This is a genomic window from Cellulomonas sp. McL0617 (assembly GCF_049994875.1).
Taxonomy (GTDB): domain Bacteria; phylum Actinomycetota; class Actinomycetes; order Actinomycetales; family Cellulomonadaceae; genus Cellulomonas.
Map to the genome: position 1 here is coordinate 2,036,321 of NZ_CP188256.1, position 26,139 is coordinate 2,062,459.

General features: G+C 72.0%; 29 protein-coding genes. 16 read left to right on the forward strand and 13 right to left on the reverse strand.

Features of this window, described 5'->3' with window-relative positions; genetic code table 11:
* Positions 1-120: 120 nt before the first annotated feature.
* Positions 121-537: a CoA-binding protein gene (locus ACPPVS_RS09210; RefSeq protein WP_426595785.1), complete on the reverse strand. Its 417-nt coding sequence runs from the start codon at positions 535-537 to the stop codon at positions 121-123.
* A 113-nt stretch (positions 538-650) separates the two neighbouring features.
* On the opposite strand from ACPPVS_RS09210, the gene ACPPVS_RS09215 reads away from it, so the two are divergent.
* The 8 genes from ACPPVS_RS09215 to ACPPVS_RS09250 all read left to right on the forward strand — a co-directional run bounded on the left by ACPPVS_RS09215 (position 651) and on the right by ACPPVS_RS09250 (position 6,326).
* On the forward strand, positions 651-1,235 hold the full coding sequence (locus ACPPVS_RS09215; RefSeq protein WP_426595787.1) for a CDP-alcohol phosphatidyltransferase family protein: 585 nt from the start codon (positions 651-653) through the stop codon (positions 1,233-1,235).
* A complete protein-coding gene (locus ACPPVS_RS09220) occupies positions 1,232-2,209 on the forward strand; it encodes a DUF881 domain-containing protein (RefSeq protein ID WP_426595789.1) in 978 nt (325 codons plus the stop codon). Before ACPPVS_RS09215 ends, ACPPVS_RS09220 begins: the two co-directional genes overlap by 4 nt.
* Positions 2,206-2,538 (forward strand): small basic family protein, encoded by a 333-nt coding sequence (locus ACPPVS_RS09225; protein ID WP_426595791.1) that lies wholly within the window; start codon positions 2,206-2,208, stop codon positions 2,536-2,538. Before ACPPVS_RS09220 ends, ACPPVS_RS09225 begins: the two co-directional genes overlap by 4 nt.
* Positions 2,535-3,614 (forward strand): DUF881 domain-containing protein, encoded by a 1,080-nt coding sequence (locus ACPPVS_RS09230; RefSeq protein ID WP_426595793.1) that lies wholly within the window; start codon positions 2,535-2,537, stop codon positions 3,612-3,614. Before ACPPVS_RS09225 ends, ACPPVS_RS09230 begins: the two co-directional genes overlap by 4 nt.
* Before the next feature lie 129 nt (positions 3,615-3,743).
* Positions 3,744-4,202 (forward strand): FHA domain-containing protein, encoded by a 459-nt coding sequence (locus tag ACPPVS_RS09235; protein ID WP_426595795.1) that lies wholly within the window; start codon positions 3,744-3,746, stop codon positions 4,200-4,202.
* 55 nt (positions 4,203-4,257) lie between these two features.
* Positions 4,258-5,004 (forward strand): MerR family transcriptional regulator, encoded by a 747-nt coding sequence (locus ACPPVS_RS09240; protein WP_426595932.1) that lies wholly within the window; start codon positions 4,258-4,260, stop codon positions 5,002-5,004.
* Positions 5,005-5,073: 69 nt separating this feature from the next.
* Positions 5,074-5,586: a bifunctional nuclease family protein gene (locus ACPPVS_RS09245; RefSeq protein WP_426595797.1), complete on the forward strand. Its 513-nt coding sequence runs from the start codon at positions 5,074-5,076 to the stop codon at positions 5,584-5,586.
* Positions 5,587-5,732: 146 nt separating this feature from the next.
* Entirely contained in the window at positions 5,733-6,326 is a 594-nt protein-coding gene (locus tag ACPPVS_RS09250) for a MerR family transcriptional regulator (protein ID WP_426595799.1), read from the forward strand.
* Here ACPPVS_RS09250 and ACPPVS_RS09255 read toward each other — a convergent pair whose 3' ends face one another.
* On the reverse strand, positions 6,327-7,091 hold the full coding sequence (locus ACPPVS_RS09255) for a ParA family protein (protein ID WP_426595801.1): 765 nt from the start codon (positions 7,089-7,091) through the stop codon (positions 6,327-6,329).
* Positions 7,092-7,174: 83 nt separating this feature from the next.
* Between ACPPVS_RS09255 and ACPPVS_RS09260 the strand changes: the two genes are divergently transcribed.
* The 3 genes from ACPPVS_RS09260 (at position 7,175) to ACPPVS_RS09270 (ending at position 8,590) form a co-directional block, all read left to right on the forward strand.
* Positions 7,175-7,810: an MBL fold metallo-hydrolase gene (locus ACPPVS_RS09260; protein WP_426595803.1), complete on the forward strand. Its 636-nt coding sequence runs from the start codon at positions 7,175-7,177 to the stop codon at positions 7,808-7,810.
* Between the two features lie 56 nt (positions 7,811-7,866).
* Positions 7,867-8,007, forward strand: a complete 141-nt coding sequence (locus ACPPVS_RS09265) for a hypothetical protein (RefSeq protein ID WP_426595805.1) — start codon at positions 7,867-7,869, stop codon at positions 8,005-8,007.
* 61 nt (positions 8,008-8,068) lie between these two features.
* Positions 8,069-8,590, forward strand: a complete 522-nt coding sequence (locus ACPPVS_RS09270) for an N-acetyltransferase family protein (protein ID WP_426595807.1) — start codon at positions 8,069-8,071, stop codon at positions 8,588-8,590.
* Here the strand turns inward: ACPPVS_RS09270 and ACPPVS_RS09275 are convergent.
* From ACPPVS_RS09275 to ACPPVS_RS09295, 5 genes are all read right to left on the reverse strand, one after another.
* A complete protein-coding gene (locus ACPPVS_RS09275; protein ID WP_426595808.1) occupies positions 8,535-9,761 on the reverse strand; it encodes an RNA polymerase sigma factor in 1,227 nt (408 codons plus the stop codon). The genes ACPPVS_RS09270 and ACPPVS_RS09275 overlap by 56 nt on opposite strands.
* A gap of 6 nt (positions 9,762-9,767) precedes the next feature.
* On the reverse strand, positions 9,768-10,178 hold the full coding sequence (locus ACPPVS_RS09280) for a YciI family protein (protein ID WP_426595809.1): 411 nt from the start codon (positions 10,176-10,178) through the stop codon (positions 9,768-9,770).
* Between the two features lie 119 nt (positions 10,179-10,297).
* Positions 10,298-10,939, reverse strand: a complete 642-nt coding sequence (locus ACPPVS_RS09285; RefSeq protein WP_426595811.1) for a winged helix-turn-helix transcriptional regulator — start codon at positions 10,937-10,939, stop codon at positions 10,298-10,300.
* A gap of 5 nt (positions 10,940-10,944) precedes the next feature.
* On the reverse strand, positions 10,945-11,379 hold the full coding sequence (locus tag ACPPVS_RS09290; RefSeq protein WP_426595812.1) for a VOC family protein: 435 nt from the start codon (positions 11,377-11,379) through the stop codon (positions 10,945-10,947).
* 103 nt (positions 11,380-11,482) lie between these two features.
* A complete protein-coding gene (locus ACPPVS_RS09295; protein ID WP_426595813.1) occupies positions 11,483-13,024 on the reverse strand; it encodes an MFS transporter in 1,542 nt (513 codons plus the stop codon).
* A gap of 225 nt (positions 13,025-13,249) precedes the next feature.
* On the opposite strand from ACPPVS_RS09295, the gene ACPPVS_RS09300 reads away from it, so the two are divergent.
* Positions 13,250-13,813 carry a dihydrofolate reductase family protein gene (locus ACPPVS_RS09300; protein WP_426595815.1) on the forward strand — a complete coding sequence of 188 codons (564 nt, stop codon included), beginning with the start codon at positions 13,250-13,252 and terminating at the stop codon, positions 13,811-13,813.
* A 94-nt stretch (positions 13,814-13,907) separates the two neighbouring features.
* Here ACPPVS_RS09300 and ACPPVS_RS09305 read toward each other — a convergent pair whose 3' ends face one another.
* Positions 13,908-14,336: an iron chaperone gene (locus ACPPVS_RS09305; protein ID WP_426595817.1), complete on the reverse strand. Its 429-nt coding sequence runs from the start codon at positions 14,334-14,336 to the stop codon at positions 13,908-13,910.
* A gap of 70 nt (positions 14,337-14,406) precedes the next feature.
* Positions 14,407-16,758 (reverse strand): ATP-binding cassette domain-containing protein, encoded by a 2,352-nt coding sequence (locus ACPPVS_RS09310; protein WP_426595819.1) that lies wholly within the window; start codon positions 16,756-16,758, stop codon positions 14,407-14,409.
* A 112-nt stretch (positions 16,759-16,870) separates the two neighbouring features.
* Between ACPPVS_RS09310 and ACPPVS_RS09315 the strand changes: the two genes are divergently transcribed.
* From ACPPVS_RS09315 to ACPPVS_RS09325, 3 genes are all read left to right on the forward strand, one after another.
* Positions 16,871-19,129 (forward strand): LLM class flavin-dependent oxidoreductase, encoded by a 2,259-nt coding sequence (locus ACPPVS_RS09315; protein WP_426595821.1) that lies wholly within the window; start codon positions 16,871-16,873, stop codon positions 19,127-19,129.
* A complete protein-coding gene (locus ACPPVS_RS09320) occupies positions 19,126-19,608 on the forward strand; it encodes a heme-degrading domain-containing protein (RefSeq protein WP_426595823.1) in 483 nt (160 codons plus the stop codon). Before ACPPVS_RS09315 ends, ACPPVS_RS09320 begins: the two co-directional genes overlap by 4 nt.
* 78 nt (positions 19,609-19,686) lie before the next feature.
* On the forward strand, positions 19,687-20,205 hold the full coding sequence (locus ACPPVS_RS09325; protein WP_426595824.1) for a hypothetical protein: 519 nt from the start codon (positions 19,687-19,689) through the stop codon (positions 20,203-20,205).
* A gap of 27 nt (positions 20,206-20,232) precedes the next feature.
* On the opposite strand, the gene ACPPVS_RS09330 is transcribed toward ACPPVS_RS09325, so the two are convergent.
* Positions 20,233-21,168 (reverse strand): aldo/keto reductase, encoded by a 936-nt coding sequence (locus ACPPVS_RS09330; RefSeq protein WP_426595934.1) that lies wholly within the window; start codon positions 21,166-21,168, stop codon positions 20,233-20,235.
* A gap of 172 nt (positions 21,169-21,340) precedes the next feature.
* Between ACPPVS_RS09330 and ACPPVS_RS09335 the strand changes: the two genes are divergently transcribed.
* On the forward strand, positions 21,341-21,685 hold the full coding sequence (locus tag ACPPVS_RS09335) for an RNA polymerase-binding protein RbpA (protein ID WP_028046368.1): 345 nt from the start codon (positions 21,341-21,343) through the stop codon (positions 21,683-21,685).
* A gap of 18 nt (positions 21,686-21,703) precedes the next feature.
* On the opposite strand, the gene ACPPVS_RS09340 is transcribed toward ACPPVS_RS09335, so the two are convergent.
* The 3 genes from ACPPVS_RS09340 to ACPPVS_RS09350 form a co-directional block, all read right to left on the reverse strand.
* Complete coding sequence (locus ACPPVS_RS09340) at positions 21,704-22,477, reverse strand: polyprenol monophosphomannose synthase (protein WP_426595825.1); 774 nt, start codon at positions 22,475-22,477, stop codon at positions 21,704-21,706.
* Positions 22,474-24,039 carry an apolipoprotein N-acyltransferase gene (gene lnt / locus ACPPVS_RS09345; RefSeq protein ID WP_426595826.1) on the reverse strand — a complete coding sequence of 522 codons (1,566 nt, stop codon included), beginning with the start codon at positions 24,037-24,039 and terminating at the stop codon, positions 22,474-22,476. The genes ACPPVS_RS09340 and lnt overlap by 4 nt, the downstream gene beginning before the upstream one ends.
* Before the next feature lie 458 nt (positions 24,040-24,497).
* The gene (locus ACPPVS_RS09350; protein ID WP_426595827.1) at positions 24,498-26,135 is read right to left on the reverse strand and encodes an amidohydrolase; all 1,638 of its coding nucleotides are present in this window, start codon (positions 26,133-26,135) and stop codon (positions 24,498-24,500) included.
* Between the last annotated feature and the right edge of the window lie 4 nt (positions 26,136-26,139).

Genomic DNA, 26,139 nt, shown 5'->3' on the forward strand with positions numbered 1-26,139 from the left:
ACCGCTCGCGCGGTGGTGGCGACGCCTCGAAGGGGGACGCGACGAACTCCAGATTCACCAGGAGTCTAGCGGCAGGACCCGTCCGCTGTCCGGACCCGTGCGCGTGACGTCGGGCACAGGTCATCGCAGGCCGAGGCGCGGCCCCTCGATCGCCGGGCACCGGTTCATGACGACGTCCAGCCCGGCTGCCTGCGCCCGAGCGGCGGCGTCCTCGTCGACGACGTCGAGCTGCAACCAGACCGCCCGGGCACCGATCGCGATGGCCTGGTCGACGACCTCGCCGGCCAGGCTGCTGTTCACGAAGACGTCGACGACGTCGACCGGGCCGTCGACCTCGGCGAGCGACCGCACCCCGGCCGCTCCGTGGACCGTCTCTGCGCTCGGGTGCACGGGGACGATGTCCATGCCGATCCCGCCCAGGTACGCCGAGACGCCGAAGGCCGCCCGTGCCCGGTTGGACGAGAGCCCGACGACCGCCCAGCGGCCCGGGTTCGTGAGCAGGCGTCGGATGACCTCGGGGTCGTTGCTGTGTGCCATCCCGTCAGGGTGGCACCAACGGAGCGGGTCCGCCGCGCGCCACGGTCCGGAGCCCACCCGCGCCCGCATAGGATCGACGCCGCGCACACTCGGCGCGGAGATCGGGGGAGGCAGTGCCAGAAGACGAGATCGTCTCCTCGCGCGTCTGGACGATCCCCAACGCGATCAGCTTGGTGCGGCTCCTGCTCGTCCCGGTGTTCGCCGTCCTCCTGGCCCGGGGCAGCGACGGCTGGGCGATCCTCGTCCTTGCGGTCTCGGGCGCCTCCGACTGGCTCGACGGCGTGCTGGCGCGCCGGCTCGGACAGGTCTCGAGGCTCGGGCAGCTGCTCGACCCGGCGGCCGACCGCCTGTTCATCATCGTCACGCTCGTCGCCCTGGCGTGGCGCGACGTCGTGCCGTGGTGGCTGCTGATCGTCCTGGTGCTCCGCGACGTGGTGCTCGGCATCATGCTGCTCGTCCTGGGACGCGCCGGGTACGCACCCTTGCCGGTGCACCTTGCCGGCAAGGCCGGCACGTTCGCCCTGCTCTACGCGTTCCCGCTTCTCCTGCTCGCCGAGGTCGACTCGTCGGTCGGCGTCGTCGCGGGCGTGGTCGGCTGGGCGTTCGCCCTGTGGGGTGTGGCGCTGTACTGGTTCGCCGGTGCGCTGTACCTGGCGCAGGCTGCGCGCCTGCTCCGCGCACCGGTGGAACCGGCATGACCTCCCGGCACGGCTCGGACGCGCCGCTGCCCCTCGCCCCGGTGCGACGCCCCGACGCGTCGATGACCCTGCTGACCGAGGTGTACCGCCGCCCGCTGGACGCCGGGTACGCCGAGGCGGCGGCCAAGCGCGCGCAGGGCAGCGCGCACCCACGCACGGTGCGGTCGGTCTCCACGCTGGTCGTGATCGCAGTGGTCCTCGGGCTCGGCACGACCGCCGCCACCATCGCCTTGCGCCAGCCGGCCAGCTCCGCGCAGCGGGCGCGCGACATCCTCGAGGGGCAGATCGAGGAGCGCACCACGAACGCGGAGGAGCTCCAGTCGCAGCTCGACGACCTCACCGCCCAGGTCAACAACCTGCAGAACCAGGTGCTGGGCGCGGACGACCTGGCGCTGCAGGACGGCGCGACCGCCATGGCCGTCCAGTCGGGGGTCGTCCCCGTCGCGGGTCGGGGGCTTCGCATCGAGCTCTCGGACGCACCGACGGACGACCCGGACACCCAGGACCCGTGGCTGCGGGTGGAGGACAGCGACCTGCAGTCGGTGGTCAACGGTCTGTGGGCCGCGGGTGCCGAGGCGATCGCGATCAACGGGCAGCGCCTCACGGCGATGACGGCGATCCGCGCGGCCGGCGACGCCGTCCTTGTCGACCTGGTCCCGCTCAGCAGCCCGTACAAGGTCGACGCCATCGGCAACCCCGTGACCATGCAGACGACGCTCGCCCGCACAGATGCCGGCCAGCGCATGTCCGCCCTGCGCACCAACTACGGGATCGGTGTGGAGATCTCGTCGCAGTCCAAGCTCCAGCTCCCCGGGACCGGGCCGGTGACCCTGCACGACGCGACCGTGCTGGGCTCGTCGGACGCGGACCAGCCGACGCCGAGCGCCACGGCCGACGTGACCGGCGCGGGACGTGCGCCCGACGAGCCGGGTATGGCATCGTCGGCACGTCTTTCGGGGAGGGAGGGCACATGATCGCCGTCATCGGGCTGCTCATCGGCATCGTCGGGGGGCTGCTGCTCCAGCCGACCGTGCCCACCGAGCTCCAGCCGTACCTGCCGATCGCCGTGGTCGCCGCGCTCGACGCCCTGTTCGGCGGCCTGCGCGCCATGCTCGACGGCATCTTCGACGACCGGGTGTTCCTGATCTCGTTCCTCTCGAACGTCGTCGTCGCTGCGCTCATCGTCTTCCTCGGAGACCAGCTCGGGGTCGGCTCGCAGCTGTCGACCGCCGTCGTCGTGGTGCTCGGCATCCGGATCTTCTCCAACGCAGCCTCGATCCGCCGGCACCTGTTCAAGGCATGACCGTGGACGAGACGCGCACCGACGGCGACCCGGTCGAGGACCCGGACGGCGCGGCCGACCGCCCCAGCGACCGCGAGGTCTTCGACGCCCTCAACGAACCGCGCCCCGACCTGGCCGGACCGGTGCTGAACGACGACGAGTCGCCGCTCGCGACGGCCGCCGCGGCCGAGCTCGCGCGGGCGGAGGCGATCGAGCAGTCGCTGGCGGACGCGATCGAGGAGCCCACCTCCGACGCGCCCGAGGACAGCGCTGGATCGGTCTCGTCCGACCCGGTGGCCGAGCCCGGGTCACCGGACGGGACGGGTGGCGACGAGGACGCCGACGAGGTGACCGCACCGGCCCAGCCTGCGGCCTCGGGTGCGTGGTCGGTCCTGGGCCGGGCGCTCAAGCCTCGGATGACGCGCGCGCAGGTCCTTGCCGCCGTCCTGTGCGCGATGCTCGGCTTCGCGCTCGTCGTCCAGGTGCGCCAGGCGTCGGGCGCGGACCTGAGCTCCATGCGCCAGCAGGACCTCGTGCGCATCCTCGACGAGGTCACCAACCGGAGCGACGCCCTGGCGAACGAGTCGGCCGACCTCACCCGGGAGCGCGACCAGCTGTTGTCCGGTTCGGACCGCCGGCAGGCCGCGCTCGACGCGCTGCGCCGCAGCGCGGAGACCCAGGGCATCCTGACCGGGCGGCTCCCGGCCGAGGGGCCCGGCGTCGTGGTGACGTTGACGGACCCCTCCGGGTCCATCAAGCCGAGCACGATGCTCGACGTGCTCGAGGAGCTGCGCAACGCCGGCGCCGAGGCCATCGAGCTCAACGACCAGCGGGTGACGGCGAGCAGCGCGTTCACGGGAGCCGCCGGTGCCGTCGTGCTCGACGGCACCACCCTCGACGCGCCGTACACGTGGACCGTCATCGGCGATCCGGACACGATCGACCCCGCGCTCCAGATCCCGGGCGGGGCGATGGCGCAGGTGCGTAACGACGGCGGGCACGGCGACGTCGAGCAGAGGGACACCGTGCAGATCACCGCCCTGCGGGTGATCCCGGATCCGGTCTACGCGACGCCCGTGCCGCCGACGGGCGGTTGATCCTGATTCGTCGCACCCTGCGACGGCGTCCTCCGTCCGCGGTGCTGCGCGGGGCGCCTGGGTCCGCATAAGGTGTGATCGCGCGGCCTAGTGCCCGCACCCATCGTCAGGACCGGGCCGGGAGGTGGCATGAGCAGCGAGGATCCGCAGGCCGGCGGACCGGACACCACGATGAGCTTTGGTGCGATCGAACCGGTCGAGGTCGAGATCGAGGCGGGTGCCCCGGTCGGGCTCACGCCTGACGAGGTGGGCGCGGTCAACGCCCTGCCGCCGACGTCGGCCCTGCTCGTCATGCAGCGCGGACCGAGTGCCGGCGCCCGATTCCTGCTCGACGCGCAGCGCACCGTCGCCGGCCGCTCGACCGGAGCCGACATCTTTCTCGACGACGTGACGGTCTCCCGCAAGCACGCCGAGTTCGTCCGGGAGGGCAACCAGTTCGTCGTGCGCGACATCGGGTCGCTGAACGGGACGTACGTGAACCGGACCCGGATCGACCAGTCGATCCTGCGCGCCGGCGACGAGGTGCAGATCGGCAAGTACCGCATGACGTTCCACCCGAGCCCGCACCGGGACGCGGCGGGCGCGTGAAGCGACCGACCAGATCGACCGGGGGCACCGCGTGGTGAGTGCACGACCGCAGCGGCTGGACGCCGTGCAGGCGCCGGCCGCCGACGCCCAGGTGTCCGACGAGCTGTGGCCACGGGGCATCTCCCGCCGTGCGACGATGCGGATCTCGGACGTGCTGGCGTCGCTCCAGCTCGAGTTCCCGGCGGTCACCACGTCCAAGCTGCGGTTCCTCGAGGAGCAGGGCCTGATCGAGCCGGTCCGCACGGCGTCGGGCTACCGCCAGTACTCGCCGGCCGACATCGAGCGCCTGCGGTTCGTGCTGCGCCAGCAGCGCGACCGCTACATGCCGCTGAAGGTCATCGGCGAACGGCTGGCCGCTCTGGACGCTGGCGAGGAGGACGAGCCTGCTGCCCGGGCCCGGCTCGCCACCCGCGACGGCGTCCGCGAGTCGGCGGCACCGCGGTTGACCGTCGACGTCCTCGCCCGCGAGGCCGACGTCGAGCCGGCGTTCGTCGAGGATCTGGTGACGGCCGGCATCCTGCGGCCGCACCCGTCGGGCGCGTTCGACTCCTGGGCCCTGCAGATCGTCACGTCGGCCGCGGCACTCGCCGAGCACGGGATCGACCCACGGCACCTGCGTCAGTTCCGGGCGGCCGCGGACAGGCAGGCCGACCTGGTCGAGCAGGTCGTCGCCCCCTGGCGCGGCCAGCGCAGCGCGTCCAGCCGAGCCCGCGCCGGCACGCTCGCTGCGGAGGTCGGCGAGCTGTGCACGCAGATGCACACGGCGCTCGTGCGGGCGGCCGTCGCCGACCTCGCACCGTAACGCGACCGATACACACCGAGGGCCCCGACGAGCACGCCGGATCGCCGTGGGCGTCGTAGGTTGGGCCGTATGGGGGAAGACGCCGAGCTGATTCCCGTCGAGATCGTCGGAGTGCGCCAGCACCTGGCGGACGACGAGATCGTCGTGCTGCTCCTGGACCCGGACTCGGAGCTCCTCGTCCCCATCCTCATCGGCCCGTCCGAGGCGTCGGCGATCGCATCCGCGCAGGCGGGCATCGTCCCGCCGCGCCCCATGACGCACGACCTCCTGCGCGACGTCCTGGTCGCCACCGGGTCCGGCCTGACCCGAGTCGAGATCACTCGGCTCGAGGAGGGCGTGTTCCACGCCGAGCTGGTGCTGCGCACCGGTCCGCGCGTCGACTCGCGCGCCTCCGACGCGATCGCGATGGCGCTGCGGTTCTCCTGCCCGGTGCTGTGCTCGGCCGAGGTCGTCGCCGTGGCCGGCGTCGAGGTCCGCACCACCTCCTCGGAGGCGGATCTCGAACGGTTCCGCCGGTTCCTCGACGTGGTGACGCCGGAGGACTTCGGTACCGGCAGCGAGCCCGACGACGAGGGTCTGTGACCCGAACCTTCGTGTTCAGGTTGAAGGTGAGACTCGCGCACGCCGACACGCGCGGAGGCGTCGTGGCTTCTGACCGATGACGGGCCTACTGTGGCTGTAGCCGGGGGAGACGTCGACCCGACCGGCGTTCGACGAGTGGAGGATTCGTGACCAGCACCGAGAATGCCGAGAGCGTCGGCGGGGTCGTTCCCCAGCGCGCCCAGGGCATGCTGTTCGACGACGACCTCCCCGATCTGGACACCTCGACCGGCTACCGCGGGCCCACGGCCTGCCGCGCGGCCGGTATCACCTATCGCCAGCTCGACTACTGGGCCCGCACCGGCCTGGTCGAGCCGTCCGTACGTCCCGCGACCGGCTCCGGGACCCAGCGCCTCTACAGCTTCCGCGACATCCTCGTCCTGAAGGTGGTCAAGCGACTGCTCGACACGGGCGTCTCGCTGCAGCAGATCCGTACCGCGGTGAGCCACCTGCGGGAGCGCGGTGTGGACGATCTCGCGCAGATCACGCTGATGTCCGACGGTGCGAGCGTCTACGAGTGCACGTCCGCCGACGAGGTCATCGACCTGGTCCAGGGCGGGCAGGGCGTGTTCGGCATCGCCGTCGGTCGTGTCTGGCGCGAGGTCGAGGGCACGCTCGCCGCCCTGCCCACGGAGCGTGCCGACGAGGACGAGGACCTCACGGCCGAGCCGTCACCGCACGACGAGCTGGCGATGCGCCGTCAGGCCCGTTCCGCCGTCTGACTACCGGCGTGGTGCGCGCAGTGCTCTGTCGAGCAGTGCGTCGAAGGTCCGACCGAGCTCGGCGGCGGCAGCACCGGGCCACGCATGGACCGGCTGCGCCGCACCCTGTGCCTGCTGCAACGCCGCGCGCTCGGGCACGCTGGGGCTGAGCAGGAGGGGCCCGTAGAGCGTGTGCAGCTCCTCCAGCCGGAATGCCTGTTCCACCGACCGCGCCCGCACCCGGTTGACGACGATGCCGAGCGGCTGGAGAGCGGAGGCCTGGCCGCGGCGGAGCTCGTCGATGGTGCGCATCGCCCGACCCACCGCCATCACGGCGAACAGGCCGGGCTCGGTGACGACGATCGCCCGGTCCGCGGCGACGAGCCCGGTGCGCGTGAGGCCGCCCAGCGACGGCGGGCAGTCGATGAGGACGAGGTCGTAGCCGTTCACCCACGAGAGCGCGTACCGGAGGCGCTCGACGTCGTTGTCGCGCATCCGGTCGTGATCGGCGGAACGCTCCGAGCCCACGAGGACGTCCGGGCCGTCGTCGGACCACGAGGACCGGACGGTCGCCGCCTCCATCGTCGCCGCGCCGGGCAGCTCCAGGACGGAGGCCACGTCGGCCGTGTCGGGCCGGGCGCCGAGTGCCATCGTGGCGTCGCCCTGCGGGTCCAGGTCGATCACGAGGGTGCGCATCCCGCGTTCCAGGGCGGCCGACGCCAGACCGAGGGTCACGGACGTCTTCCCGACGCCACCCTTGAGACTGCACACCGCGAGCACCAGCACGGGCGACACCGTATCCGGGCCGCGTGTCGTTCACGAATCGCGTTCGAGCGGCACGCCCGTGCGTGTCGGTGGAGACTGCGGGAATGAGCACTCACCTGTCCCGCTGGGGGCACTCCTGCGTCCGCCTCGACCGCGGTGACGACCACCTCGTCATCGATCCAGGCATGTTCACGGACGTCGCCACGGCCCTGGCCGGAGCCGGGGCCGTCCTGGTCACTCATGAGCACGGCGACCACCTCGCGCCGGAGCCGGTCGCCGCCGCCGGCGTCGACGTCTGGGGGCCCCAGGCCGCGCTCGACGTCCTTGCCGCCGCGGGCGTACCGAGCGCACGGCTGCACGCTGTCGTCGCCGGCGACACGGTCGAGGCCGCCGGGTTCGCGGTCGCGGTGCTGGGGGAGTGGCACGCCCAGATCCATCCCGACGTCCCCTTGGCCGCGAACGTCGGCTACCTGGTCGAGGGCGTCCTGCACCCCGGAGACGCGTACGTCGACCCCCAGGGCGCGACGGTCGACGTGCTCCTGACCCCGATCGGCGGGCCGTGGCTCAAGATCAGCGAGGTCGTCGACTACGTGCGGTCGGTCTCGCCGGGTCGGGTGGTCACGATCCATGACGCACAGCTGTCCCCAGCAGGCCTCGGGCTCGCATCGTCCCTCGTCGGCCGCCTCGGCGGCGCCGGAGAGCCGATCCTGCTCGGACCTGGTGAAGGGATCGACCTGTAGGGGCAGCGCAGGAGCCTGTGCGTGCGTAGCGTGTGCCTGGTCGGAAGGAGACGAGCGTGACGCAGCCCGCAGACCACGACGGCCACTCGCACGAGGTGCCCGAGCTCGAGTTCGACGAGTCCGTGCCGCCACGGCCGGAGGAGGAGATCGCCGACGCCGCGCGATCGCTCCCCGATCCGGCCGGCCACGGCGGTTGACCAGCCCGGATCGCGGCGCGCCCTGAACGTCGCGGTGCCCGACGTGGGGCATTCTGTCCTGGTGCTGATCCGACGCGTGGGAGAGGACGACTGGGAGATCGTCCGCGACGTCCGCCTGCGCGCCGTCCGCGAGAATCCCGAGGTCTTCGGCGCGTCGCTCGCCCGCGAGAACCGGTTCGTGGAGTCTCACTGGCGCATGCGCCTGCGGACGAGCCCGACCTGGATCGCCGTGGACGACGAGGGCACCGGCCGTGGGATCGTGCAGATGCTGCAGGAGCCCGGTTCGCCGGTCGACGACCGACACCTCATCTCCCTGTGGGTGGCACCCGAGTCCCGACGACGGGGCATCGGCTGGGCGCTGATCGACGCCGCTCGCCAGGCCGCAGCCGCCGACGGCGCGAGCACCGTCTCGCTCTGGCTCGTCGACAACAACCACGCCGCCGGCGACCTCTACGTCCGCGCCGGGTTCGCACGGACCGGGGAGCGCCAGGCGCGCGACGGCTCGCTGACCGAGGAGCGTTACGTGCTCAGGATCGAGCCGGCCGAACCGACCGGATCGTCGGCCCGGCCTCCGCTGCCCTGATCCGGACGGCCTGGCGCACGAGGTGGTCGCGCTCGGCCGTGTTGGTCGCACGGTTGGCCGCGTCCGCGTACGCAGCGGCCGCGGCGGACAGGTCCCCGTCGAGCTCGAACAGGTAGCCGCGCACGGCGTACCAGCGGTGACGGTCGCCGAGGACCCGCGACAGGCGGTCCGTTTCGCGCAGACCGGCACCCGCGCCCTGGACGTGCCCGACCGCGACGGCGCGTCCGAGGACGGCTGCCGGGTCCTGGCGCAGGGGCTCGTCGCTGAGGGCGACGAGGTCGTCGTACCAGGCCAGGATCTGCGGCCAGTCGGTCTCGTCGGCTGTCGTGGCGTCGTCGTGGAGCGCGGCGATCGCCGCTTCGATCTGATACCGACCGGGACTCTGCGCCGCGAGTGCGGACTGCAGGACGCGGACACCCTCGGCGATCTCGCGGGTGTCCCACAGGCTGCGGTCCTGGACGTCGAGGGTGACGATCCGCCCCTCCGCATCCCAGCGGGCACCGCGGCGTGCGTGGTTCAGCAGCATCAGTGCGAGCAGCCCCCGCGCTTCCGGCTCCGCGGTCGCGAGGGTCAGCTGACGGGTCAGCCTGATGGCCTCGACCGCGAGGTCCGTACGGCCGGAGTGACCGGTCGTGTAGACGAGGTAGAGCACGCGCAGGACGACGGCCAGGTCGCCGGGCTGGTCGAGCCGGCGTCCGCGCAGGTCCCGCTTGGCGCGGCTGATCCGCTGCGCCATCGTCGCCTCCGGCACGTAGAAGGCATCGGCGATCTCGCGGGTGGTCAGACCCCCGACGGCGCGCAGGGTCAGGGCGACCTGGGAGGCGGGGGACAGGTCGGGGGAGCAGCAGCAGAACAGGAGGACGAGGGTGTCGTCGCCCTCCTCGGTCGGGCCAGGTACGGGCGCGACGACCGTCGCCTCCTCGCGGCGGTCGCGGGCACCCGCGCTGCGTCGGGCGTCGACGAGCCGGCGGGTGGCGACCGTCGTCAACCAGGCGCGCGGGTCGCGCGGGGGATGGTCCGGCCACACCCGCAGGGCCTCGACGAGCGCCTCCTGGAGGGCGTCCTCGGCGGAGTCGAAGTCCTCTCCTCGCCGGACGAGGCCGGCGAGGACCCGCGGGACGAGGGCACGCAGGGTGCCCTCGTCCAGCGGTCGTCCCGGTGTCTCGGTCACGCGGCGTCAGTCGGTGGACGGCATCTCGGACATGACCTCGCGGACGTCGATCCACTCGTAGAGCGGCGTGCCCCCGGGCCCGGGTTCCGACGACACGTAGGCGGCGAGCTCGATCGCACGCTCGTGCGAGTCGACGTCGATCATGTACCACCCGGCCGCGAGGTCGCTCGTCTCGGGCAGCGGACCGTCGGTGATGACCGGAGCCGCGTCCGGGCCGCCGTAGCGCACCCACGTCCGGTCGGGCGTCAGCGCCTGCGCGTCGACGTACTCGCCGTTCTCCTTGAGCAGGTCGTTGACGTGCATGAGGAACGCCATGTGCGCCTCGACGTCCTGCGGTTCCCACTGGTCCATCGGGGGGACCGGTCGGTGCTGCTCGGGGCCGCCGCGGTAGTGCTTGAGGAGCAGGTACTTCGGCATGGTGCGTCTCCTGGTGTCGTGGGCCGCGTCCGTCGTGGCCCTTCACCTGGTGAGCGGAGCCGGTCCGAGCTTCTCGACATGAAATCACCGATCGGTTCGGAGCGATCGACGTTCCGCGCTCAGGCGGCCAGGTGGAACGTGCTGGCGAAGCGTTCGAGGAGGTCGTCGCGACCGCGCAGGACCTCGACCACGCCGGTCGCGATCGCGCGCTCGGGCGCGAGCTCGCCCCTGATCAGGCGATGGATGCCCGGACCCGCCGCGAAGGCCAGGTCGACCGGTCCGTCCCCACGCGCCACGTCGAGCGCGGTGCCGTCCACCCGGATGAGCAGCTCCGCGGAACCGAAGCGCGCCGCATAGGCGGTCGGCGGCAGGCGCGCCGCCACCAGGGGACGGAACGCCGTGCGCAGGTCGATGGTCATCGAGTCGGGGGTGATCACCTGCTCCTCCCGCGGGTCGCCCATCGCCTTGAAACCCCACGCGCCGAGGGCGAGCACCACGGGTTCGAGCTCGTGGCCGTACGGAGTCAGCTCGTAGACGATCACGCGCGAGTGCGGCGCGCGGCGGATGACACCTGCCGCCTGCAGCTCCTTGAGGCGCGACGCCAGGATGTTGCTCGGGATGCGGGGGAGGCCCGCCGCGAGCTCGCCGTAGCGGCGCGGACCGACGAGCAGGTCGCGGACGATGAGCATGGCCCAGCGTTCGCCCACCAGCTCGAGGGCCCTGGTGACGCCGCCGTACTGCCCGTAGTCGCGCGCGGCCACCGTGCTCAGGCCTGCTGGTCGGCGAACGCCTCGGGCCCCTGAGCCGCGGCGGTGGGATCCATCCAGCCGAGCTCGAGGATGTTGCCGTCGGGGTCGTTGAGCTGCCGCTGGTACATGAAGCCGTAGTCGGCCGCCGGGTGCGGCTCCCGGCCACCCGCGGCGACGCCGTCGGCGATGGCCCGGTCGACCGCCGCACGGGTGTCGAGGTAGATCGCGACGGACACCGACGGACTCACGGCCGGGTCGCCGAGCGGCAGCTCGGAGAAGGTCTGGAAGAACTCGCGGGTGAGGAGCATGACCGCGCTGTGGTCGTCCTCGACGACGACACAGGCGGCGTTGTGGTCCGAGAACGCCGGGTTGAGGGGGAAGCCGAGCGCCGTGTAGAAGGCCTTCGCCCGGTCCAGGTCGGTCACCGGCAGGTTGACGAGCATCATGGTCATCGTGCGTCCTCTTTCGTGTTCCCGATCCTCGCGCTGACGCGATCGATACTTGCAAAAAGCAAGTGCCGACGTCAAGAGCGCGTAGGTCCGGCCCGAGGGCGCGTCAGCCGAAGTCCATCCCGTCGAGCGCCGCGGACGGCCGCACGTCCGGCAGTCGCAGCATCCGGAACGAGTTCCCGAGCCCGAGCAGCCCGCTGAGCAGGGGGATGAGCAAGGCGATCTGCAGCGACAGGTTGCGGGCGTCGTTGTTGATCGCCACGACCTCCGCCTCCACCTCGGGTGGCAGGCCCGTGATCTTCTCGGCGAGCTGCGTGTTGCTCATGATCTGGGCGTCGTTCTCCAGCACGGCTGCGATCTGCTGCTGCTGGTCGGCCGGGATGATCGAGCTGTTCTGGGTCATGTGCGTGAAGCTGAACGACAGGGCGGCGAGCATGAGGCCGCCGGCCATCGCCAGGCCGAAGGAGAGCCCGAACGACCCGGCTGCGGAGTTCACGCCGGCGGCCTCGCTGACCCGCTCCTCGTCGATCGGGGCGAGCGTGTAGTTGTTGAGCTGCGAGACCAGCAGGCCCAGACCGCACCCGGTGATGGCCAGCGGCACGACGAGGTACCACCCGCTGTCGACGCGGGGGACGAACGGGATGATGATCGCGATCCCGATGCTGGACAGCAGGAAGCCCGTGCGGATGATCGCGGCCGGACGCCGGTTGCCCGCTCGTCGGCCGGCGACCAGGGCGGCCGCGAACATCGTCAGCGACAGCGGCGCGAGCGAGAGGCCCGCCTCGATCGCGTTGTACTCCAGCGTCATCTGGAGGAACAGGGGGAGGGCGATCATCGCGCCGCCGAGCGTGACCTGCTGCAGCGCCTGGCCGGAGATCCCGGCAGTGAAGTTCGGGTGCCGGAACAGGTCCGGGTCGAGCAGCGTCAGCTTCCCGGCTCGCTTGCGTCGCAGGAGCCAGCGGGCGAGCAGCACGAGAGCCACCGCACCCAGGATCATCAGCAGCCCGACGTACTCGCCGCCTTCCTGCCAGACGAGGATGCCGAGCACGACACCGCCCATCCCGATCACCGACAGGACCGCACCGACCACGTCGATCTGGCGCGGTCCCGTGTAGGGGACGTCACGCACCAGCCTGATCTGGCTCAGGACGACGATGATGATGACGACCTCGAGCGCGAAGCCGACCCGCCACGACAGGTACGTCGTCACGAAGCCGCCGAGGAGCGGCCCGATCGCGGCCGCGATGGCCGCAGCGGCTCCGGTGAGGGCGTACGCCTGCTTCTGAGCGGCCCCTGCGAAGTTGCCGTGGATCAGGGACTGCATGGCGGGCAGGAGCAGCGAGGCACCGAGGCCGCCGATGATCGCCCAGAAGATGATGATCGCCGTCAGGTCCTGCGCGAGCGTCATGGCCAGCGCGCCGACGGCGTACGCCAGCAGTCCGAGGACGTAGGCACGTTTGCGGCCGATGAGGTCGCCGACCTTGCTGTTGATCAGGATGAAGGCCGCGGAGACCAGCGCCTCGAGGGCGATGGCCGACTGGACGCCGCTGGCCGTCGTGTCGAGGTCGGCGACGACCGCGGAGATCGAGACGTTCATCAGCGACGTGTCGACCACCAGGACGAACATCGCCATGGCCAGCAGGACCATCAGCCGACGACTACCGGAAGCTACGCCGTCGCTCGCGCCAGTGCTCATGTCGCCGGAGCCTAGCGCTCGGGGAGCGCAGCGATCGGGGCGCTCGCCGTCAGGAGCGGTTCGACGACGCTAAGTTGTCATAATGTGCATTATCGGCGATCGGGCAGCAGACGACGAAGCAGGTGCGTGCGCCTACCCGTCTGTACGCCGGATACCGACTCACGGGAGGCTGACGCCATGCGGAAGCTGACCTTTGCCATGAACGTGAGCCTGGACGGCTACATCGCCGCTCCCGGCGACGACCTCGGCTGGAGCACGCCGAGCGACGAGCTGTTCCAGTGGTGGTCCGACCGGGTGGGTTCGACGGGTCTGTCGCTGTATGGGCGCAAGCTGTGGGAGACGATGAGCTCCCACTGGCCGATCGCCGACCAGCAACCTGGCGTCACACCCGCGGAGGTCGAGTTCGCCCACCGCTGGCGGGACATGCCGAAGGTGGTGTTCTCCTCGACGACCGGCACGGTCGACTGGAACGCCCGCCTGGTCACCGGCGACGCGGTCACCGAGATCAGCCGGCTCAAGGCTGAGGACGGCGGCCCCATGGACATCGGCGGCGCCACGCTCGCCGGCGCGGCCATGCGGGCCGGCCTGATCGACGAGTACGTGCTGGCCACCGCACCGGTGCTGGTGGGCGGCGGCACACCGTTCTTTACCGCCCTCGACAACTGGGTGAACCTGAACCTGGTGGAGACCCGGACGTTTCCCGACGGCGTGGTCCTCACCAGGTACGAGACCAAGCGCTGAACGCCCGGCGCCGGATCGAGGCGATCGGCTCCTGACGGACAGGCACGGACGCCCCGGCCGCGCGGCGCCACGCGCGGTCGGGGGCGGGCCGCCACTAGGCCGTGGCCCGCTGGACCAGGGCGAGGATCCGCTTCTCGTCGGCAGCCGTCAGCGACGTCAGGGCGAACTCCGTCGGCCACATCGCACCGTCGTCGAGCGCCGCCGAGTCGCTGAAGCCGAGCGTCGCGTAGCGGGCCTTGAACTTCGCGGCCGGCTTGAAGAAGAGGACGACCTTGCCGTCCTTGGCGTAGGCGGGCATGCCGTACCAGGTCTTCGGCGTCAGCTCGGGGGCCGCCTCGCCGACCAGGATGTGCAACCGCTCGGCCATCACGCGGTCGGCGTCCTCCATCTCGGCGATCTTGGCGAGCAGCTCGACCAGGCCGTCGCCCTTCTTGCCGCGCACCTCCTGAGCGCGCTCCTTCATGGCGTCGCGCTCTTCGTCCGTGAAGCCACCGGTCGTCGTGGCGGTCGTCGTGTTCGTCATCGTCGTCATCCTCTCGAGGTGTCGTCTCGATTGCTTGACGTTCCCCGGCCTCAGAACGTGACAGACGCCCTCAGGCGCCGACGTAGGCCGCCAGGTGTTCGCCCGTCAGCGTGGTGCGGTCCGCGACGAGGGCCGACGGGGTGCCCTCGAAGACGATCAGTCCGCCGTCGTGGCCGGCCCCCGGGCCGAGGTCGATGATCCAGTCGGCGTGCGCCATCACGGCCTGGTGGTGCTCGATGACGATGACGGACTTGCCCGCGTCGACGAGCCGGTCGAGCAGGCCGAGCAGGTTCTCGACGTCCGCCAGGTGCAGGCCCGTCGTCGGCTCGTCCAGGATGTAGACGTCGCCCTTCTCCCCCATGTGCGTCGCCAGCTTGAGGCGCTGCCGCTCCCCGCCGGACAGCGTCGGCAGCGGCTGGCCCAGCCGCAGGTAGCCGAGACCGACGTCGACCAGGCGGGCGAGGATCGTGTGCGCGGCCGGCGTCCTGGACTCCCCCGTGCGGAAGAACTCCTCGGCCTCCGTGACCGACATCGAGAGCACCTCGCTGATGTCCCGACCGCCCAGGTGGTACTCCAGCACCGAGGCGTCGAACCGCTTGCCCTCGCAGACCTCGCAGGTGGTCGCGACCGTCGCCATCGGCCCTAGGTCGGTGTAGATGACGCCCGCGCCGTTGCAGTTGGGGCAGGCGCCCTCGGAGTTGGCGCTGAACAGGGCCGGCTTGACGTTGTTGGCCTTGGCGAACGCCTTGCGGATGGGATCGAGCAGGCCGGTGTAGGTCGCGGGGTTGCTGCGGCGCGACCCCTTGATCGCACCCTGGTCGATCGACACGACTCCCCCGTCGGCCGGGATCGACCCGTGCACCAGCGAGCTCTTGCCGGAACCGGCGACGCCGGTGATGACGACCAGGACCCCGAGCGGGATGTCGACGTCGACGTCGCGCAGGTTGTTGGCCGTGGCGCCCCGGATCTCCAGCCTTCCCGACGACGACCGGACCGACCCCTTGAGCACCGAGCGGTCGTCGAGGTGGCGTCCCGTCAGCGTGCCGCTGGCCCGCAGGTCCTCGACCGTGCCCTCGAAGCAGATCGTGCCGCCCTCGGTGCCCGCGCCGGGACCCAGGTCGACCACGTGGTCGCCGATGACGATCGTCTCGGGCTTGTGCTCCACGACGAGGACGGTGTTGCCCTTGTCCCGCAGCGCCAGCAGCAGGGTGTTCATCCGCTGGATGTCGTGCGGGTGCAACCCGATCGTCGGCTCGTCGAACACGTACGTGACGTCGGTGAGCGACGAGCCCAGGTGCCGGATCATCTTGGTCCGCTGCGCCTCACCGCCGGAGAGCGTGCCGGCAGGGCGGTCGAGGGACAGGTACCCCAGACCGATGTCGACGAACGAGTCGAGGATGTCCCCCAGCGCCGTGAGCAGGGGCGCGACCGACGGCTCGTCGAGTCCCCGGACCCACTCGGCCAGGTCGCTGATCTGCATCGCGCAAGCGTCCGCGATGTTGACGCCGCCGATCTTCGAGGACCGTGCGCCCGCGTTCAACCGGGTGCCGCCGCAGTCCGGGCACCTGGTGAACGTGACCGCGCGGTCGACGAACGCACGGATGTGCGGCTGCATGGCCTCCTTGTCCTTGGAGAGCATCGACTTCTCGATCCGTGGGATCAGGCCCTCGTAGGTCATGTTGATGCCGGCGATCTTCATGCGGACCGGCTCGTGGTGCAGGAAGTCCTGCAGCTCCTGCTCGGTGAAGTCGCGGATGGGCGTGGCCGGGTCGAAGAAGCCGGACTCCCTGTAGAGCCGCGTGTTCCAGCCCCCACCGGTGTAGCCGGGGATCGTGAGCGCGTCGTCATCGAGCGACTTGGAGTCGTCGTAGAGCTGGGTGAGGTCGATGCTCGTCGCGCTGCCCATGCCCTCGCACCGCGGGCACATGCCGCCCGTGACGGTGAAGCTGCGCCGCTCCTTGACGGTGGTGCCGCCGCGTTCCGTGGTGATCGCCCCGGCCCCGGACACCGACGCGACGTTGAACGAGAACGCCTGCGGCGAGCCGAGGTGCGGCTGGCCGACGCGGCTGAACAGGATGCGCAGCAGCGCGTTCGCGTCCGTGGCGGTGCCGACGGTGGACCGCACGTTGGCGCCCATCCGCTCCTGGTCGACGATGATCGCGGTGGTCAGCCCGTCCAGGACGTCGACGTCTGGGCGGGCCAGGGTCGGCATGAAGCCCTGGACGAAGCTGCTGTACGTCTCGTTGATCATCCGCTGCGACTCGGCGGCGATGGTGCCGAAGACGAGCGAGCTCTTGCCCGAGCCCGAGACGCCGGTGAACACCGTCAGCCTGCGCTTGGGCAGCTCGACGCTGATGTCCTTGAGGTTGTTCTCCCGCGCGCCCTGCACTCGGATCAGGTCATGGCTGTCGGCTAGCGTCACCTGCGAGATCTTGCCACGCCGGTGCGACTCGGGCCCGGCTCCCCCGCGCAGGATCGGCGCCTCGAACGCGATATGGTTGAACTCTCAATTACCTAGCGAGAGGGTGGGCGCGGTGCCCGACTACGGCCACGACCTGGTCTTCGGCAGCTTCCTGACGCCGTCGGCGAAGGACCCGCAGCGCGTCGTCGCGCTGGCGCGGACCGCCGAGCGGGTCGGCATCGACCTCGTGACGTTCCAGGACCACCCGTACCAGCCCGCGTTCCTCGACACGTGGACGCTCCTGTCGTGGGTGGCCGCCTCGACGTCGACGGTGCAGCTGTCCGGCAACGTGCTCAACCTGCCGCTGCGCCCGCCGGCCGTCCTGGCGCGCGCCGCGGCCAGCCTGGACCTGCTGTCGGGCGGTCGGCTGGCGCTCGGCCTCGGGGCGGGTGCCTTCTGGGACGCGATCGTCGCGATGGGCGCCCCACGGCGGACACCCGGCGAGGGCGTCACCGCGCTGGCCGAGGCCATCGGCATCATCCGGGGCGTCTGGGACGCCGACGAGCGCACGCCCCTGCGCGTCCACGGCGAGTTCCACTCGGTCGACGGCGCCAAGCGCGGACCGGCCCCCGCGCACGACATCCCGATCTGGCTCGGCGCGTACAAGCCGCGGATGCTGCGTCTGGTCGGCTCTGCGGCCGACGGGTGGCTCCCGAGCCAGGGCTATCTGCAGCCCGGCGACCTGGCCCGCGGCAACGTGACCATCGACGAGTCCGCGACGGCGGCGGGTCGCGACCCGCGCGAGATCCGTCGGCTGCTGAACCTCGGCGGCGGCCCCCAGGGATCGGTGGAGCAGTGGGTCGACCAGCTGCTGCCGCTCGCGCTCGAGGACGGGATCGCCACCTTCATCCTGGCCGGCGACGACGAACGGGCGCTCGCGGTCTTCGGGCAGGAGCTCGCCCCGGCCCTGCGCGAGGCGGTCGCCGCCGAGCGTTCGACTGCCGGCACGACGACGGGTGCGGTTCGCCCTGCCGCCGCCCTGGCCAAGCGGCGTCCCCGGATCGACTACGACGGGCTGCCCGCGTCCCTCGTCGGCAAGGCCGTGGAGCCCGGCGACCGGGAGTACGGGCGCGTGCGCTCGACCTACGTCTACTCGGGCTCCCCCGGGCTCGTCATCCGCGCCACCTCGGCGCAGGACGTCAGCGATGCGCTGGCGTTCGCCCGCGCCCAGGACGTGCCGCTCGCGGTCCGCAGCGGCGGGCACGGGATCAGCGGTCGGTCCACCAACGACGGCGGCATCGTGATCGACGTCGGCGGGCTCGACGCGGTCGAGGTGCTGGACCACGAGCGCGGGCTCGTCCGGCTCGGCGCGGGCGCGCGCTGGGGCGACGTCGCGGCCGCCCTCACGCCGCACGGCCTGGCGATCAGCTCCGGTGACTACGGAGACGTCGGCGTCGGCGGGCTCGTCACCGCCGGCGGGCAGGGCTTCCTCGCGCGGTCGTACGGGCTGACGCTCGACCACGTCGTGGCGGCCGAGCTGGTCCTGGCCGACGGGCGGCTCGTGCGTACCGACGCCGAGCACGAGCCCGACCTGCTCTGGGCGGTGCGCGGCGCGGGCGCGAACTTCGGCATCCTCACGGCGGTGGAGATCGAGGCCGCGCACGTCGGCGACGTGGTCTACGCGACGATCGTCTACGACGCCTCGGACACGGCGGCGTTCATCGAGTCGTGGGCCGCCCTGGTCGAGGAGTCGCCGCGCGAGCTCACCAGCTTCCTGACCATGATCCCCGCCAACGGGCAGAACCCGCCGATCGGCTACGCGATCATCGTCTGGGCCGACGACGACACGCAGAGCGCCATCCTCTGGCTCGAGCGCTTCCTCGACCTCGCGCCTGTGCTGCAGCAGCAGGCCCAGCTGGTGCCCTACGCGGCAGCGGTCGCGCCGCACCACGGCGAGCACACCGGAGGCCCGGACTACGCGGCGCGCGGCGGGCTGATCGAGCACGTGACGCCCGAGCTGGCGCAGCTTCTGGGCGACCTGGTGATGTCCGGCGTGTCCGACATGGTGCAGTTGCGCGCGGTCGGCGGCGCCGTCAACGACCTGGACCCGATGGCCACGGCGTACGCGCACCGGACCCAGGCCTTCTCGCTGTCGGCGTCCACGCGCGCAAGCCGACGGGCCCAGATCGACGTGTGGTGGGGCCGCCTCGCCCCGCACCTGGACGGCGTCTACCTCAGCTTCGAGACGAACCAGTCCCCCGACCGGATCGCCGAGGCGTTCCCGCCCGAGACGCTCGCGAGGATCGCCCGGCTCAAGGCCGTCTACGACCCCGGGCACGTGTTCGACCAGAACTTCGGGGTGGCGCCCGTCGGTGCGACGATGTCGTCATGAGTGCCGACGACGTCACCGAGATCCAGCGCACCATCGCAGCCATCGAGCAGCAGGAACGCGACCTGGTGTTCACCACGTTCACGCACGACGACGCGTGGCGGCTCGGATGCCTGCTGGTGGAGCTGGGTCAGGAGCGCGACCTGCCGATCACGGTGGACATCCAGCACGGGACGCAGCAGGTGTTCCACGCCGCACGGGCCGGCACCACCGCCGACAACGACACGTGGGTCGCCCGCAAGGTCCGCGTGGTGTGGAGGTTCGGGGCGCCGTCCTACCTGGTCGGTCTGCGGGCGAAGGTCAGGGGCACCACGTTCAACGAGCAGCACGACCTGCCCCTGCGGGAGTTCGCCGCGCACGGCGGTGCGTTCCCCGTCCGGGTGCGCGACGTCGGCGTCGTCGGCGTGGTGACGGTCTCGGGCTTGCCGCAGGCGGACGATCACGCACTGGTCGTCGAGGCACTGACCGCCCACCTGGCCTGAGCCGACCACGGCCCCGGGGCGCCGCGTCGACCCCGAGGACGTCCGTCTCGCGCTGGTGCGCACCGTCAGCCTGGAGGCATGACGGCGAACGACAACGACGACGACTGGTGGGACCTCGACTGGGAGGTCCAACGTCAGGCCGGACGCAGCGCGTGGGAGGCGCTCGACTGGGCGGACGACGGTCCCGACGACGACCTGCCACCGCCCCCGGGCGGCCCGCTGCGGACCCCCGACGACGCGCTCCAGCTGCTTCTCGGCCTCGTCGGGTACGAACGCTCGGGTGAGCCGGCGCTCTGGTTCGTTCTGGTCGATGCCGACGGGGTCACCCTCCCGGTCGCCCTGCCGATCTCCGACATCCCCCAGCGCGCCGACCCGGAGGTCGTCGAGGGCGTCCTTCGGCTCCTGCGAGACGTCCTGGCCGAGCACGGGCCGGGCGGGTCCGTGCTCGTCGGGCTCGTCCGGGCGGCCGGCGGCGACCGCGGCATGTTCGAGTCGACCTGGGCGCGGTCGCTGCGCGAGGGCGCGGACGAGGCCGGTGTGCACGTGTGGGGCATCGCCGCGATCGGCGCGCGGCGTGCGCGGATGCTCGAGTGGTGAGCACCGCTGCCGACGCCGGCGGCTCGGTCAGCCGACGGGGCCCGGCGAGGCGTCGTCGATCGCCGCGAGCTGGTCGAGCGTGGGCTCCCACAGGATCGACGCGACGTTCGCACGCAGCTGCTCGGGCGTCCGGGCACCGGCGATAACCGTGGCGACGGCGGGCTGGGCGGCCAACCCACCGAGCGCGAGCGTCGGCAGGTCGATCCCCCACTCCTGCGCCAGCGCGCTCAACGCGTCGATCCGGTCGAAGTCGGCGCGTGCGAGGCGGTCGGGCCAACGGGCGAGCCGCGACCCGTCGGGGGCGCCCTCGTCGCGCCGGTACTTGCCGGTGAGCAACCCGGAGGCGAGCGGAACGAACGGGATGAGCCCGACGCCCACCTGCTCGAGCGCGGGCACCAGCTCGGCCTCCGCGCCCCGGTCCAGCAGGTTGTACCGGTTCTGCGCCGAGACGAACGCCGTGGCGCCGGCCGTGCGGGCGCTCCAGTCGGCGTCGACCACCTGCCACGCGGCGAAGTTGGAGGAGCCGAGCGAGAGGACCTTGCCCTCGGTGACCAGCTCGTGCAGCGCGGCCAGCGTCTCCTCGATCGGGGTCAGCGCGTCGGGTATGTGCATCTGGTACAGGTCGATCCGGTCGGTGCCCAACCGTCGCAGCGACGCCTCGACGGCGGACCGCACGTACGCGCGAGACCCGGGCGCCACGCCCTCGGGCGCGCCGAGCGCGAACTTGGTCGCCAGCACGACCTCGTCGCGGTGGGCACCGAGCGCGGCGCCCAACAGCTCCTCGCTCTGCCCGAACGCACCGCCGTAGGCGTCGGCCGTGTCGAAGAACGTGACGCCGGCCTCCAGCGCCGCGGACACCAGCGCGGGGACCCCGTCAGGCGCGAGGGTCGCGCCGAACGTGTTGCAGCCGACACCGGCGACCGACACGGTCGGACCCTTGTCGCCGAGCTTCCGGAACGTCATCTGCCTGGTGGGTGCCTGGAAAGTCACGGTGCGACCTTAAGCCTCTCCGCCACATGCTGACCGCGTTCACCATCCCTTCACCTGGACCTGGAACACTGGAGGGGCCCCCACCGTTGGAACCGGTGGAAGTTCATACTCTCGACGGCCGTACAACGGCACGGAGGATCCCAAGATGGCAAACCGGTCCCTGCGTGGCATGCGCATCGGGTCCCACAGCATGGAGACGGAAGACGGCGTCGAGTTCGCGCCCCGCCTCCAGGCTCACTACGACTGCCCCAACGGGCACACGATCATTCTGCCGTTCTCGGTCGAGGCCGACGTCCCGGTGGTGTGGGAGTGCCGGTGCGGCGAGGAAGCACTGCTCCGCGACGCGTCGCGACCCGAGGTGAAGGCCGGCAAGCCCCCGCGTACGCACTGGGACATGCTGCTCGAGCGTCGCACGGTCGGCGAGCTCCAGGAGCTGCTGGACGAGCGGCTCGACCTGCTCCGCTCGGGCAAGCTGCGCCGCAGCGCCTGACGCGCCGTTCGTACGGGCTCAGCCCGTCGTTCGTCGGAACGCTCCCGCCACACGGCGGGAGCGTTCTGCTATCCCCCACCGGGTCACGCTCATCAGGGCCTCGACCACGATCGCCCGGCTCATCTTCGACGTCCCGAGCTCACGCTCGACGAACGTGATGGGCACCTCGACCACACGCGCACCCAGCCGCACCGCCCGCCACGCCATGTCGACCTGGAAGCAGTAGCCCTGCGACGCGATGTCGTCGAGCTCGAGGTCCCGCAGGAGCGTGGCACGGTAGGCGCGGAAGCCGCCCGTGGCATCGCGGAGCGGGATGCCGAGCACGATCCGCGTGTACGTGTTGGCGCCGCGGGACAGGACGTGCCGGCTCATCGGCCAGTTCAGCACGGTCCCCCCGGGCACCCAGCGGGAACCGAGGACCAGGTCGGCATCCTCGAGCGCGCCGAGGAGCGTGGGCAGGTCCTGGGCGCGGTGCGACCCGTCGGCGTCCATCTCGACGACCACGTCGTAGGACCGCTCGAGCGCCCAGTGGAAGCCCGCGATGTACGCGGTCCCGAGTCCGAGCTTGCCCTCCCGGTGCAGCACGTGGATGCGCCCGTGCGCCGAGTCGACGGCCACCTGCTCGGCGATCTTCTCGGCCAGCTCGCCGGTCCCGTCGGGTGAGCCGTCGTCGACGACCAGGACGTCCGCGTGCGGCACGTGGGTGCGCAGCCGGTCGAGCGCGATCGGCAGGTTCTCGCGCTCGTTGTAGGTGGGGACGACGACGAGCACCCGTCCGACGGAACCGGTCATGCGGCGGTACCTCTCCGGTCCTGGCGGCGCAGGCCGCGGGCGCCGGCGATCCCGGCGGCGACCATGACGACCGCCAGGGCGTCGAAGGCCCACGCGGGCCACGAGCGGAGCCTGGTAGCCAGCGTCTCGGAGTCGCGCAGCGGCAACGTCGCCACCATCTGCGCGGCGGTGAACAAGTCGGTGTCCTGCGAGACGACGCCGTTCGGCTCGATCACGGCGCTCACCCCGACGGTCGAGATCTGGACCGTGGCGCGGCCGTGCTCGATCGCCCGCATCCGGCTCATGGCCAGCTGCTGGGTGGACTCGTCCGAGACGCCGAAGGAGGCGTTGTTCGTCTGCACCACCAGCACCTCACCCCCTGCCCTGACGGCGTCGCGGACGATCGCGTCGTACGCGACCTCGAAGCAGATGACATCGCCGATCCCCACCGTGCGGCCCAGCCGATCGGACTGCAGCGGGATGTACCCCGGTTTGTCGCCGGGCAGCATATCGCGCGTGACCAGGTCGACCGCTGACGAGAACGGCCGGACGAGCGAGCGCAGCGGGATGTACTCCGCGAACGGCGCAGGGTGCTGCTTGGAGTAGGTGGCGGTGACGCCCACGCCGGGTTCCCAGAGCACGGCCGTGTTGTACCGGCCGCCGCTGGGCGGGTACTGCACGGTGCCGACGAGCATGGGGGCGTCGACCGCCTTCGCTGCGTCGTCGATGAGCTTGGCGGCCTTCGCGTCGACCTGCGGGTCGATGTCCGTACCGTTCTCCGGCCACAGCACCAGGTCCAGGTCGCCGGGGGCCACCTGGTCGAGCAGCGCGTGCGTGCCCGCGATGTGGTTGTCGAGGACCGCCTCCCGCTGCCCGAACGCGTCGAGCCCGGTGCCCGGGACGTTGCCCTGGACCGCGCCGACCTCGAGCGTGCCCTGCTCGGCCTGGGTGTCCAGCGGGACGAGCAGCCCCACGACGACGATCACGGCGACCGTGGCGACCGCGACGCCGAGCCGTACCAGCCGCAGCCGCCGTGCCGCGAGCCAGATGCGCGCGAACAGCACCCCGACGGCCACGACGATCCCGCTCAGCAGCGGGGTCCCCCCGAGGGAGGCGAACGCGGCCAGGGGCGAGTCGGCCTGCGAGAACGCGAGCCGGCCCCACGGGAACCCGCCGAACGGCCACGTCGAGCGCAGCTCCTCGGCAGCGACCCACAGGACGGAGAACACGACGACCTGCAGGCCGGCGCTGCGCCAGACCGCCTGCCCGCGCCGCGCCCAGGACCAGGCCGCGCCGAACAGGGCGACGTAGGACGCCTCGAGCGTGGACAGGGCCAGCCAGGGCACCTGCCCGACGGCGTCACCGGTCCAGCTGATGAGCGGGACGAAGAACGCGAAGCCCCATACGAGCCCGACCAGGGCGTTCCAGCGCGCGCTGTCGCGGCGCATCGCCAGGTAGAGCAGGGCGATCCCGACGAAGACGGTCCCCCACCAGCCGGGTGCGGGGAAGGCGAGCCGGGTCAGGTAGCCACCGGCCACCGCCAGAACGAGGGTCCACCAGCGGGCGGGTTCACGGGCGGGCACCCCAGGAGAGTACGGCAGCGTCCCTGGAAGAATGCTGAACGTCCTCGGCTTGGCGCATCCCAGGCGCCGACCGACCGGCCCGCGTGTCCTTCGTACCGGTCGGCGTGCAGGCGCACGGACCGTTGTCTACTGAACACGCGGGCCCGGTCGGAGCCCTAGCTCCCACCATCGCCCCCCATGGCCCGACGTCTTCGTGGGCATGTCGCTCCGGTGGATCCCCTGAAACCTACCCAGTTCCCAGGGTGTGTCAAGGCCGCGTCGGCGCAGGTGAGAGCCGTACCCGCAGGTCATCTCTGCACCGTCCGTACGGTCTGTACCCTTCGGTTCGGCGTGTCGGTCCGCGTGTCGCGTGATCGGGCGGAATCGGACGGCACCTCCGGATCGGCCGCCCGGCGTTTTTCACCCGGTCAGGTGTCCAGGTTGCTCGGCGTGTCTCGGCCCGCGCGTCCGGACCGGTCTCAGAACGTATCGTGCAGGACCGTCGACCCGCGGACCGTCCGCAGGCACTGGGGCAGCGGAGCGTCCGGCGACATGTCCGGCAGGAGCGGGATGCCCGCGCGTGCATCGGTGCTCCACGACGAGAAGCGGCCGTCCGCGGCCTGCACCGTGAGGTGCTCGGCCCGCCACACGGCCAGGTGGGCCGGCGACCCGACGCGCAGCTCCCCCGCCCCCGTGTGGTCCAGTCCCGCGAGCCGCCAGCCGCCGCGGGTGGACGCCCGGAAGGCGGCCCGCGCCGAGATCCGCTGGTCGGCCGACCGGTGCTGCACGGCGGCCCGGACGGCGGCCCACGGCGAGACGGGGGTGACCGGCGAGTCGGAGCCGAAGGCCAGCGGGATCCCTGCCGCGGCCAGGTCGGCGAGGGGGTTGAGCGCGGCCGCGCGCCCGGCTCCCAGCCGGGCGGCGTACATGCCGTCCGGGCCGCCCCAGGCTGCGTCGAAACCCGGTTGGACGCTCAGCTGGATGCCCAGCAGGACGAACGCCGCCAGGGTCGGGGCGTCGACGAGCTCGGCGTGCTCGAGCCGGTGCCCGCGGCGTGCGACCGCCTCGACACCCTCGACGTCCACGGCTGCCCGCAGCCCGATGAGCAGCTCGTCCATGGCGCGGTCGCCGATCACGTGGAACCCGCCCTGCACGCCGGCGCGCGTGACGGCGGTCAGGTGGTTGCACACCTGTTCCGCGGTCAGGTGCAGCGAGCCGGACGTGTCGGGGGCGTCGGCGTACGGCGAACGCAGCGCGGCGGTCCGAGAGCCGAGGGACCCGTCGATGTTCAGGTCCCCGCCGATCCCGGTGAGGCCCGGGATCGCCGCGAGGATCTCTCGTGCGTCGTCGACCGTCACGCACTGCTCGCCGCGGTACGCGACGAGGTGCGGCAGACCGCTCGCCTCGTCCGCGGTGAGCTCGAGCAGCTCGAGCAGACCCTCGCGCGTGTCGATGTAGGGCGCCGACTGCTCGTGCACCGAGGCGACCCCACGGGCGGCCGCGTGCTGCAGCGCCTCCCGGTACAGCCGGGTCCGGCGGGCCGGGTCGACCGTTCGTGCCGCCTCCCGGGCGGCATGGTGCGCGTCGCGCTCGACGCGGCCGTCGAACCGCCAGCCCGGCAGCACGTCCAGCCCCGCGCTCGCCGTCAGGGCGCTCGAGACGACCGCCGAGTGCACGTCGACCCGCGCCAGGTACACCGGCGCTCCCCCGGCCGCGGCGTCCAGCTCCTCACGGGTGGGCGGCCTGCCCTCGGGCCAGTCCTGCTCGTCCCAGCCGAACCCGAGCAGCGGGCTGTCCTGCGCACCCACCGGGCGCCCCTGCGCGGCGCGGTGGACGGCGTCGAGGGCGTCGGCGAGCGAGTGCACTCCCCCCGCGGCGGACAGGTCGATGCTCTCGAGCGCGAGGCCCGTCTCCAGCACGTGCACGTGCGCGTCGACGAAGGCCGGGGCGACGAGGGCGCCCTCGAGGTCGATCACCTCGTCGGCCCGGGCCGCGAGCCCGTCGGCCGTGTCGTCCGCCCCGAGCCAGGCCACGACACCGTCCTCGACGAGCAGCGCCTCGGCGAACGGGTCGGCGGACGTGTGGACCGCGCCGTGGCGGTAGAGGGTCGAGCTCACACGG